The sequence below is a fragment of the Psychrobacter sp. FME13 genome (assembly GCF_014861395.1).
GTDB lineage: Bacteria > Pseudomonadota > Gammaproteobacteria > Pseudomonadales > Moraxellaceae > Psychrobacter.
In genome coordinates, this window is record NZ_RRYV01000017.1 from 1 (window position 1) to 15238 (window position 15238).

The 15238-nt window shown below is 40.3% G+C and carries 13 protein-coding genes; all 13 read right to left on the reverse strand.

Annotated features, from left to right (window positions below; translation table 11 throughout):
• Nucleotides 1-184: transposase (locus EI164_RS03890; RefSeq protein WP_192518684.1), on the reverse strand; the 184-nt coding region annotated here is incomplete at its 3' end.
• Between the two features lie 161 nt (nt 185-345).
• Nucleotides 346-783 carry a hypothetical protein gene (locus EI164_RS03895; protein ID WP_192518685.1) on the reverse strand — a complete coding sequence of 146 codons (438 nt, stop codon included), beginning with the start codon at nt 781-783 and terminating at the stop codon, nt 346-348.
• Nucleotides 784-843: 60 nt separating this feature from the next.
• Nucleotides 844-1281, reverse strand: coding sequence for a hypothetical protein (locus EI164_RS03900; RefSeq protein WP_192518686.1), 438 nt, complete (start codon nt 1279-1281; stop codon nt 844-846).
• Between the two features lie 81 nt (nt 1282-1362).
• Nucleotides 1363-1902: a pentapeptide repeat-containing protein gene (locus EI164_RS03905; RefSeq protein WP_192518687.1), complete on the reverse strand. Its 540-nt coding sequence runs from the start codon at nt 1900-1902 to the stop codon at nt 1363-1365.
• Nucleotides 1874-3202: a bacteriophage T4 gp5 trimerisation domain-containing protein gene (locus EI164_RS03910; RefSeq protein WP_413038432.1), complete on the reverse strand. Its 1329-nt coding sequence runs from the start codon at nt 3200-3202 to the stop codon at nt 1874-1876. The genes EI164_RS03905 and EI164_RS03910 overlap by 29 nt, the downstream gene beginning before the upstream one ends.
• A 46-nt stretch (nt 3203-3248) precedes the next feature.
• Entirely contained in the window at nt 3249-4250 is a 1002-nt protein-coding gene (locus EI164_RS03915; protein ID WP_192518689.1) for an SEL1-like repeat protein, read from the reverse strand.
• A 38-nt stretch (nt 4251-4288) separates the two neighbouring features.
• Nucleotides 4289-4753: a hypothetical protein gene (locus EI164_RS03920; RefSeq protein ID WP_192518690.1), complete on the reverse strand. Its 465-nt coding sequence runs from the start codon at nt 4751-4753 to the stop codon at nt 4289-4291.
• A complete protein-coding gene (locus EI164_RS03925; RefSeq protein ID WP_413038433.1) occupies nt 4750-6297 on the reverse strand; it encodes a bacteriophage T4 gp5 trimerisation domain-containing protein in 1548 nt (515 codons plus the stop codon). The genes EI164_RS03920 and EI164_RS03925 overlap by 4 nt, the downstream gene beginning before the upstream one ends.
• A gap of 23 nt (nt 6298-6320) precedes the next feature.
• Nucleotides 6321-7289 carry a sel1 repeat family protein gene (locus EI164_RS03930; protein ID WP_192518692.1) on the reverse strand — a complete coding sequence of 323 codons (969 nt, stop codon included), beginning with the start codon at nt 7287-7289 and terminating at the stop codon, nt 6321-6323.
• The gene (locus EI164_RS03935; protein ID WP_192518693.1) at nt 7270-8211 is read right to left on the reverse strand and encodes a hypothetical protein; all 942 of its coding nucleotides are present in this window, start codon (nt 8209-8211) and stop codon (nt 7270-7272) included. The genes EI164_RS03930 and EI164_RS03935 overlap by 20 nt, the downstream gene beginning before the upstream one ends.
• Entirely contained in the window at nt 8189-9169 is a 981-nt protein-coding gene (locus tag EI164_RS03940) for a sel1 repeat family protein (RefSeq protein ID WP_192518694.1), read from the reverse strand. Before EI164_RS03940 ends, EI164_RS03935 begins: the two co-directional genes overlap by 23 nt.
• Nucleotides 9147-12227, reverse strand: coding sequence for a type VI secretion system Vgr family protein (locus EI164_RS03945; RefSeq protein ID WP_192518695.1), 3081 nt, complete (start codon nt 12225-12227; stop codon nt 9147-9149). Before EI164_RS03945 ends, EI164_RS03940 begins: the two co-directional genes overlap by 23 nt.
• Nucleotides 12228-12326: 99 nt before the next feature.
• Nucleotides 12327-15104, reverse strand: coding sequence for a type VI secretion system ATPase TssH (tssH, locus tag EI164_RS03950; protein ID WP_192518696.1), 2778 nt, complete (start codon nt 15102-15104; stop codon nt 12327-12329).
• Between the last annotated feature and the right edge of the window lie 134 nt (nt 15105-15238).

The following is a 15238-nucleotide window of genomic DNA, read 5'->3' on the forward strand; positions in this document are numbered from 1 at the left end:
CAGGATCATATTGCTCTGTGCCGACAAGCTTGCCTTGATTGGCTTTGTTATGCCAGTTTGATAAGGTTTGCATGGCAATACCAAGCTGCTTTGCAGTCGCTGAAATATTGCCGTTGTTATCCGCAATCTTCTTGACGGCCTCTGCTTTAAACTCGTCACTGTAGGTTCTTACTTTCTTGGTCATGGTAAACTCCGATTAATACGCTTAGTTTACCAAGTTTAGGTGTACGGTTTCTTCAGCATAGCTCACTATTAATCTAGCGCCAACTTGGTAAGTTTTTAGCATTACTTAGATCCTTATGAAATTCAGGCTTACCTATAGTTAAGAATCAATGAAAAGACAAACTAAGGATAGTAAAACTCACCTGTAAAATCCGCATGGTAGATACCATCTGCCGTTAAACCTGAAAGAAAGAGGTCGTAAGAATTACCATGTATTAATTTTTTATAAGGCGTGTCTTCAAAGTTATTATCAGTAATACAGGTTTTTATTTCGTCAGATATAACAGTGAATTCGTTTTTATGATATGTAGACCAACCAATATTCATAGGAATAGCAATGCGTATCGCTGTTATACCCTCTATATCATCACGAGGTTTACCAGCAAAAGTCGCGCTATCCATGTTAGGACTAAAACAAACAATACCATCTGAAGCAACCTCAACATCAATAGTACCTTTGACAGGCAAACTATGTGAAGGGTTACCTCTACAGCTTAGTGAAGCGATGCTAAGTAAAGCAATCACTATTAATCTAGCGCCAACTTGGTAAGTTTTTGACATTATTTGGATCCCTATCAAGTTAAGAGGGCACTTAAATTTATTAGTAATGAAAACACTTAACTAGGGATAATAAAACTCATTTGTGAAGTGTATACGATGTTTGTAATCGTCCGTTATACCTTTAATAGATAAACTATAATACCTTTCATTACCTAAGCGACTATATAGTTTTTCATGAAAATCGAAATTATTCTCAGTTATGCACACTTTTTCTTTATCAGATATAACGCTGAATTCATCTTTATAATCAGCTCCCCAATCATTGGATATACCAACATATACATCTGTTATACCTTTTAAGTTATCGTAAGGCTTATCAGCGAAAGTCGCACTATCCATGTTAGGAGTAAAACAAATAATACCGCTTGGAGTAACCTCAATATCGATGGTGCCTTTGACAGGTAAACTATGCGAAGGATTCCCTCGACAACTTAGTGAAGCGATAATAAATAAAGCAATCACTATTAATCTAGCGCCAGCTTGGTAGGTTTTTAGCATTATTCGGATTCTTTATAAATTAAGACATGATTTTGATTTATGAGTAATAAAAAATCACGTGATAAACATCATCCTCATTTATTATTGCTTACCTATTTGAGGTAAAATAGTATTTTCATCAATGTCTATATCATCAAAAATAGTTCTTTTGATAGAACAGTTTATAAAACGTGTTTCTGTCAAATCTGTGAAATGGTTTATATGATCCGAAGTAAATTTACAGTTGTCGAAAGTGCAGTTGTTAAAAACGCTTGCGGCTAGGTTTACACCTCTAAATAAGACATTTTTGAAGATACATTTTTTGAATATTGACCCATATAATGTACAAGCATATACAATGCTGTCCAATACTTCGCAATCTATAAGCGTAGCATCGGTAGCAATAATGCCAACTAAATCAGTAGAAGTTATATTAATATCAATAAATTCAGTGTAGTCAAATTCACCAAACTCAATCACCAAATTATTTATTATCAAATCTGACAACTTTTTATTTTCATACTCTAGCTTCCTTATTACTGGTTTATCGTCCTCAGTACTTTTATAAGATAAACAACATATTTTTTCACCAATATGATTAAATATTTCAACTTCATGCGAGAATTTGGCAGTTTTCGTCATATTCTTGTTCCCTTTTTCTTAGGTAGTTTTCTTCAATGCGTATTATCGCTCGATGACCGCTCTTTGTAGCCCAATTTCTAAGATTTTTTCCTCGCTCTGGTAAATTGTTCTTATCTTCAATTAACTCTCGTTCTCTCTTAGCGATGCTCTCCCTAAGATTACTTATCTTTTTAAGTAAGTCCTGACACCTTTTTCCAAATGGGTTTTTAGGATTCTGAAGATCATATGTATTCGTAAAAGGATAAGGTCTGACACCTGCTGGCACTCTAGGAACTGACAAAGCTCCTGGGAATGGTATTGGCATTGGAGAAGCTATTGAAGCAGTTAGATCACTAGGTTTATCTACCAATCGATAATTACCTAAAAGATTACCATCTTTATCATAGTTATCAACCATTACATTGGACTCATATTCCCCACCCCCAGCACTCGCCCCCGGCGGATTAATCAGCACATCCTTACCGATGACCTTATTCTCTTTTTCTGCTTGGGTGACGATGCTTGAGCCTGTGATGATAATACTGCCATCAGCGTTCATCACCAGCGAGGATTTACCTACCGTGATCTTAAACTCATCGCCTGCGGTAATACTATAGCTCTTACCGACAAAGCTTTTTTTGATCCGTCCTATCTGCTCAGTTTGCATGATACCCACTGCGGTGTTCATGATGGTACCCACTTGAGTGGCATACCCTAAGCCAACTGTCACTGACTTGCCTAGTTTGACAAACTCAGTGTTGGTTTTATCTACCGTTAATGAGCGGCTCTTGTTGACCGTTTCTTTACGGTCTTTATTGACCGTTAGGGTGTCATTACCCTTAACCGTTTTGTCGCGGTTGCCTTTGATAGTGATCTGCTCGCTCTTATGCACGGTCTCGGTACGGTTGCCACCGATGTCTATCGTTTCATTATCATCGACGCGCTCTTGTCGGTTGTTATGAATGGTGATGGTTTCATCCTTGTCGACGATCTCGGTACGGTTTTGATGGATGGTGATGGTCTCATCTTTATCGACAACCTCGGTACGTTTACCATGTACGGTGACGGTCTCGTCTTTGTCGATGATGGTACTGCGGTCGCGGTTGACGTGGCGGCGCTCATCGTTCTTGATCAGGGAGTTGAGATCGCGTTGGGCTTGTAGGTTCACCAGCTCAAAGCCAGCATCGTCATTGAACATCAGCTCGTTGTAGTTATCAAGCGGGGAGTTAAAGCTTTTGGACTTGATGCCTGATTGCTTAGCGGCTTGCGGATAGCCCCATGGCGGCGGGTTGGCGCTGTTGTAAAGGCGTCCGATGACAATGGCATTTAAGAGCTTTTAAGTTAAGGCTGGGTTAAGTAAAGTAGTGCTACTGACTTATAATACCTTCTTGAATCAATACTTTAATAATATCTTTAGCTCTTTGATTGCCTTTGGCAGCAGCGTCTCGATATAACTCAAGCGCCTTGTTTAGATCTTTTTCAACACCATGTCCAAAATAATACATTCCGCCAAGATTGGTTTGTGCTTCTAGGTCTCCTTGAGCGGTAGATTTGCTATACCCTTTAAAAGCCTCATCATAACTTTGTACAGCGCCATCACCAGTATATTGTAGAGCAGCTAAATTGTTCTGAGCAGCTGCATAACCCTGTTCTGCCGATTTGTCATACCACATGGCGGCTAGTGCATAATTCTGTTTAACGCCTAAGCCGTTGGCATACATGACACCTATATTATATTGGGCTTCCATATCTCCTTGATCTGCTGCTTTTTGATACCATTGTTTTGCTTGTTTATAATCACGTTTGACCCCTTCACCGTAATAGTACATCGTTCCTAACCTGAATTGAGCTGTTGCAAATCCATTCTCTGCGGATTTTAAGTACCATTTTAAAGATTGATCATAATCTTTAGTTATCTCAGAATCCTTTTCATAAAAAAAACCAATATAGAATTGAGCTTCTGGTTGACCTTGAGCTGCTGCCTTCTCAAACCAAGCAATAGACTCATTAAAGACAGGTTCAAGCTCCATATTGAAGTAATACAGTTTGGCTAACGCATTCTGTCCATCAGCAAATCCCTGCTCTGCAGATTTTCGATACCACCATGCTGCCTTTGATTTATCCTGACTGACACCTTCACCGTTTTCATACATACTACCTAGTTGAAATTGGGCTTGTGGGTCGCCTTGGTTGGCTTCAGCGTGAAGTGCTTTAAAATATTTGTTGTTGTCTTTATTAATTGATTTGGTTGAGTATTGAATAGTTTCATTTGTAGAATCAGTTGAACAAGCTGAAATAGCTAGCCCAGTTGATATAGTTAAAGCTAGAATCAAAGGGTTAATTTTTTTATTAACTTTCTGAATTCTCATAGAGTATTACTCGTTCATATCAAGGTTAAACCGTAATTTTAATCTACCGTTTTAACGACTTCTAAACAGTCATATTTGACACTGGTTGCTCTGTCTACTCTTAGTTCTTTAAGAAAAACAGGTCTAAGCCTAATTAACTCCTGCTGGCTGTCACTATGTGCTTCAGCCATTTCGGTATCCATAGGTTGATATTGTTCCACAAAGATAGAAGCTAAACATAATGCGTTGATAGCATCTTTCTTCAAGTTATTTAGTTGAAACATTGGAACATCACTGGGATAGTTTTGTAAGATAGTAAATTTTACGAGAAGGTTTTTATATATAAAATCATTATATTTACTTGTTTCTAAATCATCAAAATTGATTCCTTGGACATCTCCATCGAGATAAACAGCTGTAGCTCGAAAAAACCCGTAATTAGCATCAGGTTTTTTCTCATAACATGCCATTAATAGTAGTGATGAAATCATTAGAGCAGCTAATTTAATAGTTATTTTTCTCATCGCTTGTTTCTCCTTGCGCTCTTTTTATTTTCTTCATAAATTTCAACCATATCTTTGTCAAAGCCTCGACCATATACTTGCTTGAAACGATCTTCATTAATAAACAGAGGCTTCTTACCATTTAGTATTAGTTGAGTTGTTGCATCTGAGATATCAATAGTATCTAGCATACCTTTACCAGCGAGAGCTCCTGCTGCTGCCGTAGTTGGAGCACCAAAGCCAGTGGTTGAATAATGCCCAACTGTCGCATCAGCCATTGGTTTATTTAAGTTATCATTAAGGTAGTCAGCAAATTTAAGATAGTGCTGGGTGTGATTCATTAATGCTCGATCATTAGCTACTGGATCTGTTATCGCATCTGTCAATTGGTCTGGAAGCATATCCATATTAATATTATCTTTTGCATATTGCTTCGCTAATTCATACTCTACGACGTTTTTATCTTTAAGCTCTTTCCACTCTTCATCAGTCATACCAAATTTGTATTCAGAATCTTTAGAGAACGGATTTAATGCTTTTATTCCCATAGCTATATCTACTCCGTTATACCATGGTTCATTACCCCCCAGCTCTGGCTCACCATCGTATGCTTTATAGCCAGCATCTTCAGGATAAGGCTCTCCATCTTTAAGCTGAGGCTCTCGCTGACCTCCAACACTATTTGTAGTAGGAGCGATAGTCATACCCCCACTTTCTTCTGCCCCACCCCCAGCACTCGCCCCCGGCGGATTAATCAGCACATCCTTACCGATGACCTTATTCTCTTTTTCTGCTTGGGTGACGATGCTTGAGCCTGTGATGATAATACTGCCATCAGCGTTCATCACCAGCGAGGATTTACCTACCGTGATCTTAAACTCATCGCCTGCGGTAATACTATAGCTCTTACCGACAAAGCTTTTCTTGATACGTCCGATCTGTTCAGTTTGCATGATGCCGACTGCGGTGTTCATAATCGTGCCCACTTGGGTGGCATACCCTAAGCCTACGGTGACGGACTTACCTAGTTTGACAAACTCGGTGTTGGTTCTATCTACCGTGAGTGAGCGGCTCTTGTCGATGTTCTCTTTACGATCCTTTTTGACGTTTAGAGTGTCGTTGCCCTTAACGGTTTTGTCTCGATTGCCTTTGATGGTGACTTGTTCACTCTTGTGTACAGTCTCTGTTCTATTACCACCGATATCAATGGTTTCATCTTTGTCCACCCGTTCTTGTCGGTTCTGATGAATGGTGATGGTCTCATCTTTGTCGACCACTTCGGTGCGGTTTTGATGAATGGTGATGTGTTCATCCAAGTCGACGATCTCGGTGCGCTTACCATGCACCGTTATGGTCTCGTCTTTGTCGATGATGGTGGTTCGGTCGCGGTTTACTCTGCGGGTCTCGTCGTTTTTAACCAGAGAGTTTAAGTCGCGCTGCGCTTGCAAGTTGACCAGCTCAAAGCCTGCGTCATCATTGAACATCAGCTCGTTGTAGTTATCGAGCGGGGAGTTGAAGCTTTTAGATTTGATGCCTGATTGCTTGGCGGCCTGTGGAGTTAACAGTAAGCTTGATCATTAAGAGATAATTATCGTGATGTCTTATTGTCAAGACCTTTAATCTGCTCTTCATTCATCTTAGCCATTATCTCTAAATAAAGTGCTTTCGCTTGTTTAAGTTGTTCTATCGTCATTACTTGAGGCAATAGTTCGATAACGTCATTTTCTACATTGGCAACTCTAGGTTCTATAACATCTTTACGTAAGTCTCTAGTGATATAGGCATAAGCCAAGGTTTTTACTACATTTTTATCGATTCCAAATTCTTCTGGATTTAAGTAGATATTAGATAGTATTAGCGATGATTCCCAGTTTTTTTCTAAAATTAAGTCTCTATTTAATAGGTCGATGCTTTCATTTATTTTATATTTATCTTTCATATGATGCATATACAAAGACGCTAACAAAGCTCTGGATGTCCTTACATTTTGGTCAATAGCAATTTTGTTATAATACTCAGCTTTGTCATAATCAATAATATTTAATTCTCGATCTCGATAAATCATCATTAAAAATCTGGTTGCATCAGGAGAACCTGCTTTAAAAGCTTCTTTTAAATAGTAAATACTTTTATCTATATCCAAACGAGTATTATTATCAAATCTTTCTGGATAGTTTATTTGAAAAGCACCTACAAAATAACCAGCTTGTTTGCTGCCTAAATCAAAGGCTTTTTTATAATAGGGATATGATTCTTTGCGATTATCCGCTATTAAATCATTATACGATGCATAGTAATAACAGGATTGTGCTATTTTATTTTTATCACATTCTAGTTGAAAAATTTTGGGGTCTTTAGCTTCCTTTAAAATAGTTACAAGTTTGACTATTTCTTTATCTGAGTCTACTGTACCAAAATAGACTAAGGGAAAAGGTTTTGATTGAGCGACAGAATCAGTTGTAGCATAACTAGATGCTGTACAACCAGTCATACTTAATTGCGAAAGTATGATTATTGCAATTCGTCCGATATTTTTATTAATCTTTTGGTAGCGCATTATCAAAATTCATCCGCTCTTTACCCATTTTAGACATCAATTCTAAATAAAGTGCTTTTGCTTGCTTTAATTGTTCTGGCGTTAGCTCTTGAGACAAGAGTTTAATAACATCTTCTTCTACATTGGCAATCTTATTATTCGCTAAGTCGTCTACTAGCTTTTTGCGTAAGTCTCTAGTGATATAAGCATAGGCTAATGACTTAACATAGTTTAACTTTGCTCCATATTCCTCTGGATATGAATATATAGCCATAAGACCTAACGATGATAACCAGTTCTTCTCTACTAGCAAATCCTCTTTATACAACTTAATGCTTTCATCTATCTTGGACTTATCTTTCATCTTATGTGTATAAAGCGAGGCTAAGAGAAATCTAGATGTTTTTACATTTTGTCTGATAGCGATTTTATTGTAGTACTCAGCTTTATCATAGTCGATGCGATTGAACTCTGGATCGCGATAAATCATCATAAGCAATCTAGTGGCATCAGGATATTCTGCCTTAAAAGCTTGTTCTAGATAGTAGATACTTTCATCTATAGTTAAGCTATTGCTGTCAGTAAATTGTTCTGGATAATTAATTTGATAATGACCTATTAATACGCCAGATTCTTTTTCACCTAAATTAAATGCTTTTATATGATATTCATAGGCTAGTTGGTAGTCTTCTAGTACTAAGTCCTGATACGCTGCATAAGTGAAGCAATAATCAGCTTTTTTTTGATCATCACATACCGACCTGAAGCGTTCTGGGTTTTTAATACTTTTGATTTCTTCTATAAAGTTAGAAGATTCCATTTTTATGCTGGTAGCATTATAAGGAACAAAGTTGGTATCTGCACAAGCAACAGTTACACTCAACGATGACAGTATGAATGATATCCCTAAAGCAATTATTTTAATCATCTTTTGGTATTGCATTATAAAGATTAGTCCGCTCTTTACCCATTTTTGCCATCAACTCGAAATACATTGCTTTGGCTTTTTTCAAAGTTTCAGGTGAAAGTTCTGTTTGCATTGCTTTGGCAAATCTAGTATCTACGTTATTAAACTCGCCTACATCTTGTCCTTTACGCAAGTCACTACTAACATAAGCATAGGCCAAAGTTTTAACAAGGTTAGGCTTTGGCTTAGCGCCATACTCTTCTGGATCTAAATAGATATTCATAAGTGCTAACGCTGATTGCCAGTTTTGTTCTATCATTAAGTCTTCTTCGTATAGCTTAATGCTTTTATCTATTTTGGATTTGTCTTTTATGTCATTAGTATATAAATATGCTAATAGATATCTAGAATGTTTAACTTCTTGCTTAATAGCGATTTTGTTATAATACTCAGATTTATCATAATCAATGCGATTAAGTTTTAAATCTCGATAAGTCATCATCAATATTCTGGTTGCATCGGGAGATCCTGCTTTAAAGGCTTGTTCTAAATAGTGAATACTCTCATCTATACTAAGCCGCTTATCGACATCAAATATTCCTGAATAATTTATCTGAAAGACGCCTACAAAATAACCAGCTTGTTTAATTCCCAAATTATAAGCTTTTTTATAATAATCGTAAGACTCTTTATAATCTTTTAATATTAAATCGTAATATGACGCATAGTAATAACAGGACTTAGCAATGCTCTGCTTATCACATTCAAGCTGAAGTTGTTTGGGATTTTCAATTTTATTCAAGAAGCTTACTAGTTTATTAATCTCTTGTTCAGAGTCTAACGTACCAAAAGATATTAAGGACATTGGTTCCGTTGTCGTAATAGAATCAGCAACGCCTGAAGTTTGCACTGCACAACCTAAGCTTATGATTAACTGTAAAAATACAATCAATGCAATTTTTCCTGTACTCTTAGTCATCTTTTGGTATTGCATCTTTAATCTCACTCCCTTTTTCTTTTACTGCGTTAAAATCATCATAAGCATCCCATGCATTTTTAACTGGTTTAGGCGCAAGGTCTTTAGCTTTGTCTATCAGCTTATCTTTACCTGTATTTGTCGCTTTATCAACTGCCTGACCTCTCAAAGCATCAGCATCTTTATTCAATAAATTCTCTCCAGTTGTAGCTATAGCATTGAATCCAGCGTGAGAGTCTTTTGCCGCATCATATATTGCAGTTCCAGCTTGTTTACCACCATCAACAGCTTCTCCTTTCCATGTATTATTAACCCGTGCCATTGGATTTTCGTAACCAATATCATCATAGAGGGAGGGAGGCTGACCCTGATTTATGGGTAATGGTTGTTGTGTTGGACTACTCTGGGCTGTATTGTTTTGCGTTGCATTATCGCTTGCACGTGCTGCACGTGCTGCTGCGTTTTGCTGTCTAATCTTTTCTATTTGAGCTTTCTGGGCATTATAGTAGTCCAAATCACCCCTTTCCTTTAACGCATCAGTATAGAATTGCCCTGTTTTTGAATTTTCACCCAAAACACGTGCATTTCGTGCGGCACTCTCTTTATCGTAATTAACTTCTGGTTTATAGTCCACGATATTAACTTGATTACGACCTGGTCCTCCCATAGCTCTAGCTGCTCTTCTAAAATCCTCTATTTCTTTCTGAGTGCGACCTGCCATCAGACCACCACTTGCAATAGATTCTTCGATCATCTGATCGTTCATTGCATATAGCTCTTCATCAGTCATCTCATCACTATCACTACCCTGAATCATCAAACCGTCTGGACCACGTTGACCAGGCTCATCATTAAGATAATCAGGCTCAGCCTCTTCCACCTGACTATTACTCGCCCCCGGCGGATTAATCAGCACATCCTTACCGATGACTTTATTCTCTTTCTCAGCTTGCGTGACGATGCTGGAACCGGTAATGATGATACTACCATCGGCGTTCATCACCAGCGATGATTTACCCACCGTGATCTTAAACTCATCCCCTGCGGTAATACTATAGCTTTTACCCACAAAGCTTTTCTTGATCCGTCCTATCTGCTCGGTTTGCATGATGCCGACTGCGGTGTTCATAATCGTGCCGACTTGGGTGGCATACCCTAAGCCTACGGTGACGGACTTACCCAGTTTGACAAACTCAGTGTTGGTTCTATCGACGGTGAGTGAGCGGCTCTTGTCGATGTTCTCTTTGCGATCCTTTTTGACGTTTAAAGTGTCATTGCCCTTGACGGTTTTGTCTCTATTGCCTTTTACAAGTATCTGCTCGCTCTTATGCACGGTCTCAGTGCGGTTGCCACCGATGTCTATAGTCTCGTTATCATCAACCCGCTCTTTGCGGTTGTTGTGGATGGTGATGGTCTCATCTTTGTCGACGACCTCAGTACGGTTTTGATGGATGGTGATGTGCTCATCCAAATCGACAACCTCGGTACGTTTACCATGCACCGTTATGGTTTCGTCTTTGTCAATGGTCGTCGTTCGGTCTCTATTGACTCTACGCCGCTCGTCGTTCTTTACTAAGGAGTTCAGATCACGCTGAGCCTGCAGGTTGACCAGCTCAAAGCCGGCATCATCGTTGAACATGAGCTCGTTGTAGTTATCGAGCGGGGAGTTGAAGCTTTTAGATTTGATGCCTGATTGCTTGGCGGCCTGCGGGTAGCCCCATGGTGGCGGGTTGGCGCTGTTGTATAACCTGCCGATGACGATAGGACGGTCTGAGTCGCCGTTGATAAAGTCGATGAGCACTTCTTCGCCGATACGCGGGGTGTTGATAGAACCAAAGCTACCCCCTGCTGATCCTTGTGCCACGCGTATCCAGTCTGAGCTTTTCTGGTTACGGGGACCGTATCTGTCCCAGTGGAACTGTACTTTGATGTCCCCATAAGCATTGGTATGGACTTCTTCTCCAGCAGGACCGGTGACGGTAGCGCCTTGAGTGCCGATGATCTGCGGCTTGGGGGTGACTCTTGGCGTGCGGTACTGATAAGAGAGCGGTATAGCGGTAAAAGAGATACGGTAATGGGATTGTTCGGTGCCACTGGCATAGCCGGCCTCTTTAAAGTCGTATTCGCTATGGATGATCAGATGCTCAGTGTTAGCGGCATCGTGCGGATGACGGCTTAGAGTAAAAGTATGGCCTGGAGCGATGGTGAGCACGTTGCCGGCGGCAGTGATACGTTTGCTTTGAGCATTATAGTCTTGACTACGCACTTGCGCGTAGGTGGCCGCATCCTCTTTGGTCGCAAAGCCAGTATAGAAGTCATAGTGCTCAGTAGTAATACCACCAAGCTCATGGGTGCTCATGTTGTAATCAAGTTTGCGGTTAGCCAGCTTATAGCTGTGGTCGTTGACGTTGATTTTCTTGGTGGCAAGCCTGTCGCTTTGTTGCCAGATGTCGATGTAGTTCTTGTCTGGGGTGCCTGGGGTGACCGCTGAGTGATAGGGTATGGTGGCACGGCCTTGAATGGGGCTATGTGCGCTGTTATCATCAACGATGATGAGGGTGTTGTTGCCCTCAGTATGATCAAAGTAGTAGTACAGGCCTTCTTGTTCAAACAGACGGTTTAAGTAGTTAAAGCTAGTTTCTTGGTACTGAGTGCTATGACCGTACTTGCGGTAGCTGTTTAAGCACTGTATCTCATAAGGGAAGCCAAACTCATCTAGGATAGTGCGGGTAATCTCAAGAATGTCTTTGTCGACGAAGACGCGGCTGTCATGACGCTGGGTAAGATACCACATATTAGGGCGCATGATACAGGTGTAGAGATGATAGCTTTGTTCGTCTTCATCCTCACTAAGATAGCCAAAGTCGGTAACGAGACCGTTTAAAACCCGCTCGCCGCCTTTGGTATCAATGGTGACGGCGATGGTTTGGCCGATGATGTCGGTAGCGGCTAGGTTAGCATCTTTACTGGTGAGAACGAGACGATACTCATAAAGACTAGAGAGGGCTTCAACGCCCTTTAATTCAACAAAGGACAACGCGCGACCAAAAGGGGTGTGAATGGCTATGGTGCGCATGGGGTGTCCTCTTTTTAATAAATGACAAAATGTATGTTGGGATAAATGCTGTAAAAAATACTTTTTATTGAGCTAAAGTAAAGTGTTCGCTATTTTATTCTACAAATATTGGTAGATTATATCATCATCTTCAGTGGCTAGATGAATAGAGTCTATGGTTTTATTATCGATAATGTAAGTCAGTAGATCTTTACTAATCTTCGGTAGTACGGTATTCGTCAATATGGCGTCAATCATACGGCCACCAGACTCAACCTCACTACATCTAGCAGATATCAAGGTCAAGATCTCATCAGAATAGCTCAGTGTTATGCCATGATTGTCTTTGATACGTTTGACGATACGTTTGAGCTGCAAGTCGACAATTTTATTTAATGTCGTATCATTCAATGGATAGTAAGGGATGACCTGAATCCTACCTAACAGCGCCGCAGGGAATACTTGGAGCATAGGTGCTCTTAGCTCTTTTTGTAAGGTTTCCATATCGATAACTTCAGCGTTGTTATGACAACGATCCATGATCAGCTCTGTCCCTACGTTAGAGGTCAAAATGATAATAGTATTTTTGAAGTCGATATAGCGCCCTTCTCCATCTTCCATCCAACCTTTATCGAATACCTGAAAGAATATCTCATGGACATCGGGATGCGCTTTTTCGACTTCATCGAGTAGTACTACGCTATAAGGCTTGCGTCTGACTGCCTCGGTTAGTACCCCACCTTCGCCATAGCCGACGTAGCCTGGAGGTGCCCCCTTTAGAGTTGAAACGGTGTGCGCTTCTTGATACTCACTCATATTAATAGTGATGACATTATGCTCGCCGCCGTATAGCGAGTCAGCTAAAGCTAAAGCGGTCTCTGTCTTACCAACACCTGAGGGGCCTGCCAGCATAAAGACGCCTATAGGCTTGTTGGGATCATCAAGACTGGCTCTTGACGTCTGTACGCGCCGAGCGATAGCTTCCATACCATGATCTTGATCGATGACGCGTTTGCTAAGGGTTGAGCTAAGCTCCAAGATAGCTTGCAGCTCATCTTTCATCATCTTACCTACTGGTATACCTGTCCAGTCCGAGACTACATTCGCCACCGCTCTTGCATCCACCAACGGCGATACTAGTGGGTCATCGTTTTGCTGCTGTTTTAATTGCTCAATGATATTTTTTTGAGTCTCTAGCAACGTGCTCATATCAGTTGCACTAGCGCTAGCAGCGCCTACTTCTACTAAGGTATCTATATCAGGCTTATCATTAGCACTAACGATATCGTCATTATTACTAGTATCAATATTCTCTGTTTGCTCATCGTTTGGCTGTAATTCTAAGGCTTCTGTTTCTGTTTCTGTTTCTGTTTCTGTTTCTGAGCCATAATTCAAAATTTGCTGACGAACCTCAATTAAAGCGTTTACCAAACGAGATTCTTCTTGCCATTTAGCATCAAGCTCTGTTAACTGAGCTTCCAAATCAACCATTTCATTGTCAATCTCAAGCAAACGATCTTGTTGATCATAATCCAGCTTCATCTCACGTTCAACATTATGCTTTTGCGTCTCTAAAGCGAGCACTTTTCTGTTGATATATTCAATTCGGCTAGGCGTTGAATGCTGACTGAGCGATACTCTAGCGCAAGCGGTATCGACTAAGCCAATGGCTTTATCCGGTAGCATGCGTGCAGGTATATAGCGATGAGATAGCTGTACACTTGAGACAATAGCCTCATCAAGGATGATTACATTGTGATGCGACTCAAGCGAAGGCCCTAAAGCTCTTAACATCTCTATCGCCTCGTCCTCCTCTGGCTCCTCAACATTAATGACCTGAAAACGACGAGTAAGCGCAGGATCCTTTTCAAAGTACTTTTTGTACTCCGCCCAAGTCGTAGCGCCTATGGTTCTAAGCTTACCGCGAGCGAGTGCTGGTTTGAGTAGGTTTGCAGCATCGCCAGTACCTGCAGCGCCGCCTGCACCGATTAGAGTATGTATCTCATCAATGAACAATACAATAGGCGTTGGACTCGACTCGACTTCCTCCATGACAGCACGCAAACGCGTTTCAAACTCACCACTGACGCTAGCCCCTGCTTTTAAAGCGCCAATATCAAGTAAGATAAGCTCAACATTTTTTAGTGTTGGTGGGACATCACCTGAGGCCAGTTTCAGTGCCAACGCTTCAACGACTGCCGTTTTACCAACGCCTGCCTCCCCTGTCAAAATAGGGTTATTCTGCCGGCGACGCATTAGAATATCGATAATTTGTCGTATCTCATTATCGCGGCCTACGATAGGGTCAATCTTGCCAGCCGCCGCCATTTGCGTCAAATTGCTACCGTATTTCGCTAACGCTGTTTGCTCTGAGGACTCCAACTGCTCTTTTGAAGCTACTGGCGCGTCTTGTAAACCACTTTCAGAAGAAGCTTCTAAAACCGTATCCAGCTTATCAATGAGTTTATCAGCTGAAATCTTATTAAACTGTTTTGAGATTCTAAACAAAATATTAGATAGCTCAGAGCTTTTTAGTAAGGTATATAGCAAGTACGCACTACGAATTTTTTGACTATCAAATAATAAAGAGGTATAAGTCCAACTTTGTTCTACAGCCTCCTCTACATGCTTTGAGAAGTCAGCGACACTACTTGCGCCTGTCGGCAGACTCTCAACCGCTACCAAAATATCTTGTTTTAACTGACTAGCATCAATCTCAAAGTATCTGATAATACAATCTATATCGTTGTCAGACTTCTGCACCAAAATATGTAGCCAATGCACTAGCTCCACATAGCTATTTTCTCTTAAGCGGCAATAAGTAAAAGCACTCTCAAGCGACTTATAAAGAGAGTCATTTAACTTTGCAAATAGGACACTGCGGCTAATATTAGACATTTTCACTCCGTTAAATGCTTCGATCGTTAGGTTGAGTACTGAATTTCAGCTACTAGGTTTTATCTTTTAATACCTTAAAATTTAAAAAACTTCTTTAGAATCGCTCATTTTATAAAAATTATCTAAAACTCTTA

Excerpts from the sequence above, each read along its gene's own strand:
- EI164_RS03930 (WP_192518692.1), bottom strand. The coding sequence starts at position 7,289 with ATGCGCTACCAAAAGATTAATAAAAATATCGGACGAATTGCAATAATC.
- EI164_RS03895 (WP_192518685.1), bottom strand. The coding sequence starts at position 783 with ATGTCAAAAACTTACCAAGTTGGCGCTAGATTAATAGTGATTGCTTTA.
- EI164_RS03940 (WP_192518694.1), bottom strand. The coding sequence starts at position 9,169 with ATGCAATACCAAAAGATGACTAAGAGTACAGGAAAAATTGCATTGATT.
- EI164_RS03915 (WP_192518689.1), bottom strand. The coding sequence starts at position 4,250 with ATGAGAATTCAGAAAGTTAATAAAAAAATTAACCCTTTGATTCTAGCT.
- EI164_RS03945 (WP_192518695.1), bottom strand. The coding sequence starts at position 12,227 with ATGCGCACCATAGCCATTCACACCCCTTTTGGTCGCGCGTTGTCCTTT.
- tssH (WP_192518696.1), bottom strand. The coding sequence starts at position 15,104 with ATGTCTAATATTAGCCGCAGTGTCCTATTTGCAAAGTTAAATGACTCT.
- EI164_RS03935 (WP_192518693.1), bottom strand. The coding sequence starts at position 8,211 with ATGCAATACCAAAAGATGATTAAAATAATTGCTTTAGGGATATCATTC.
- EI164_RS03905 (WP_192518687.1), bottom strand. The coding sequence starts at position 1,902 with ATGACGAAAACTGCCAAATTCTCGCATGAAGTTGAAATATTTAATCAT.
- EI164_RS03900 (WP_192518686.1), bottom strand. The coding sequence starts at position 1,281 with ATGCTAAAAACCTACCAAGCTGGCGCTAGATTAATAGTGATTGCTTTA.
- EI164_RS03920 (WP_192518690.1), bottom strand. The coding sequence starts at position 4,753 with ATGAGAAAAATAACTATTAAATTAGCTGCTCTAATGATTTCATCACTA.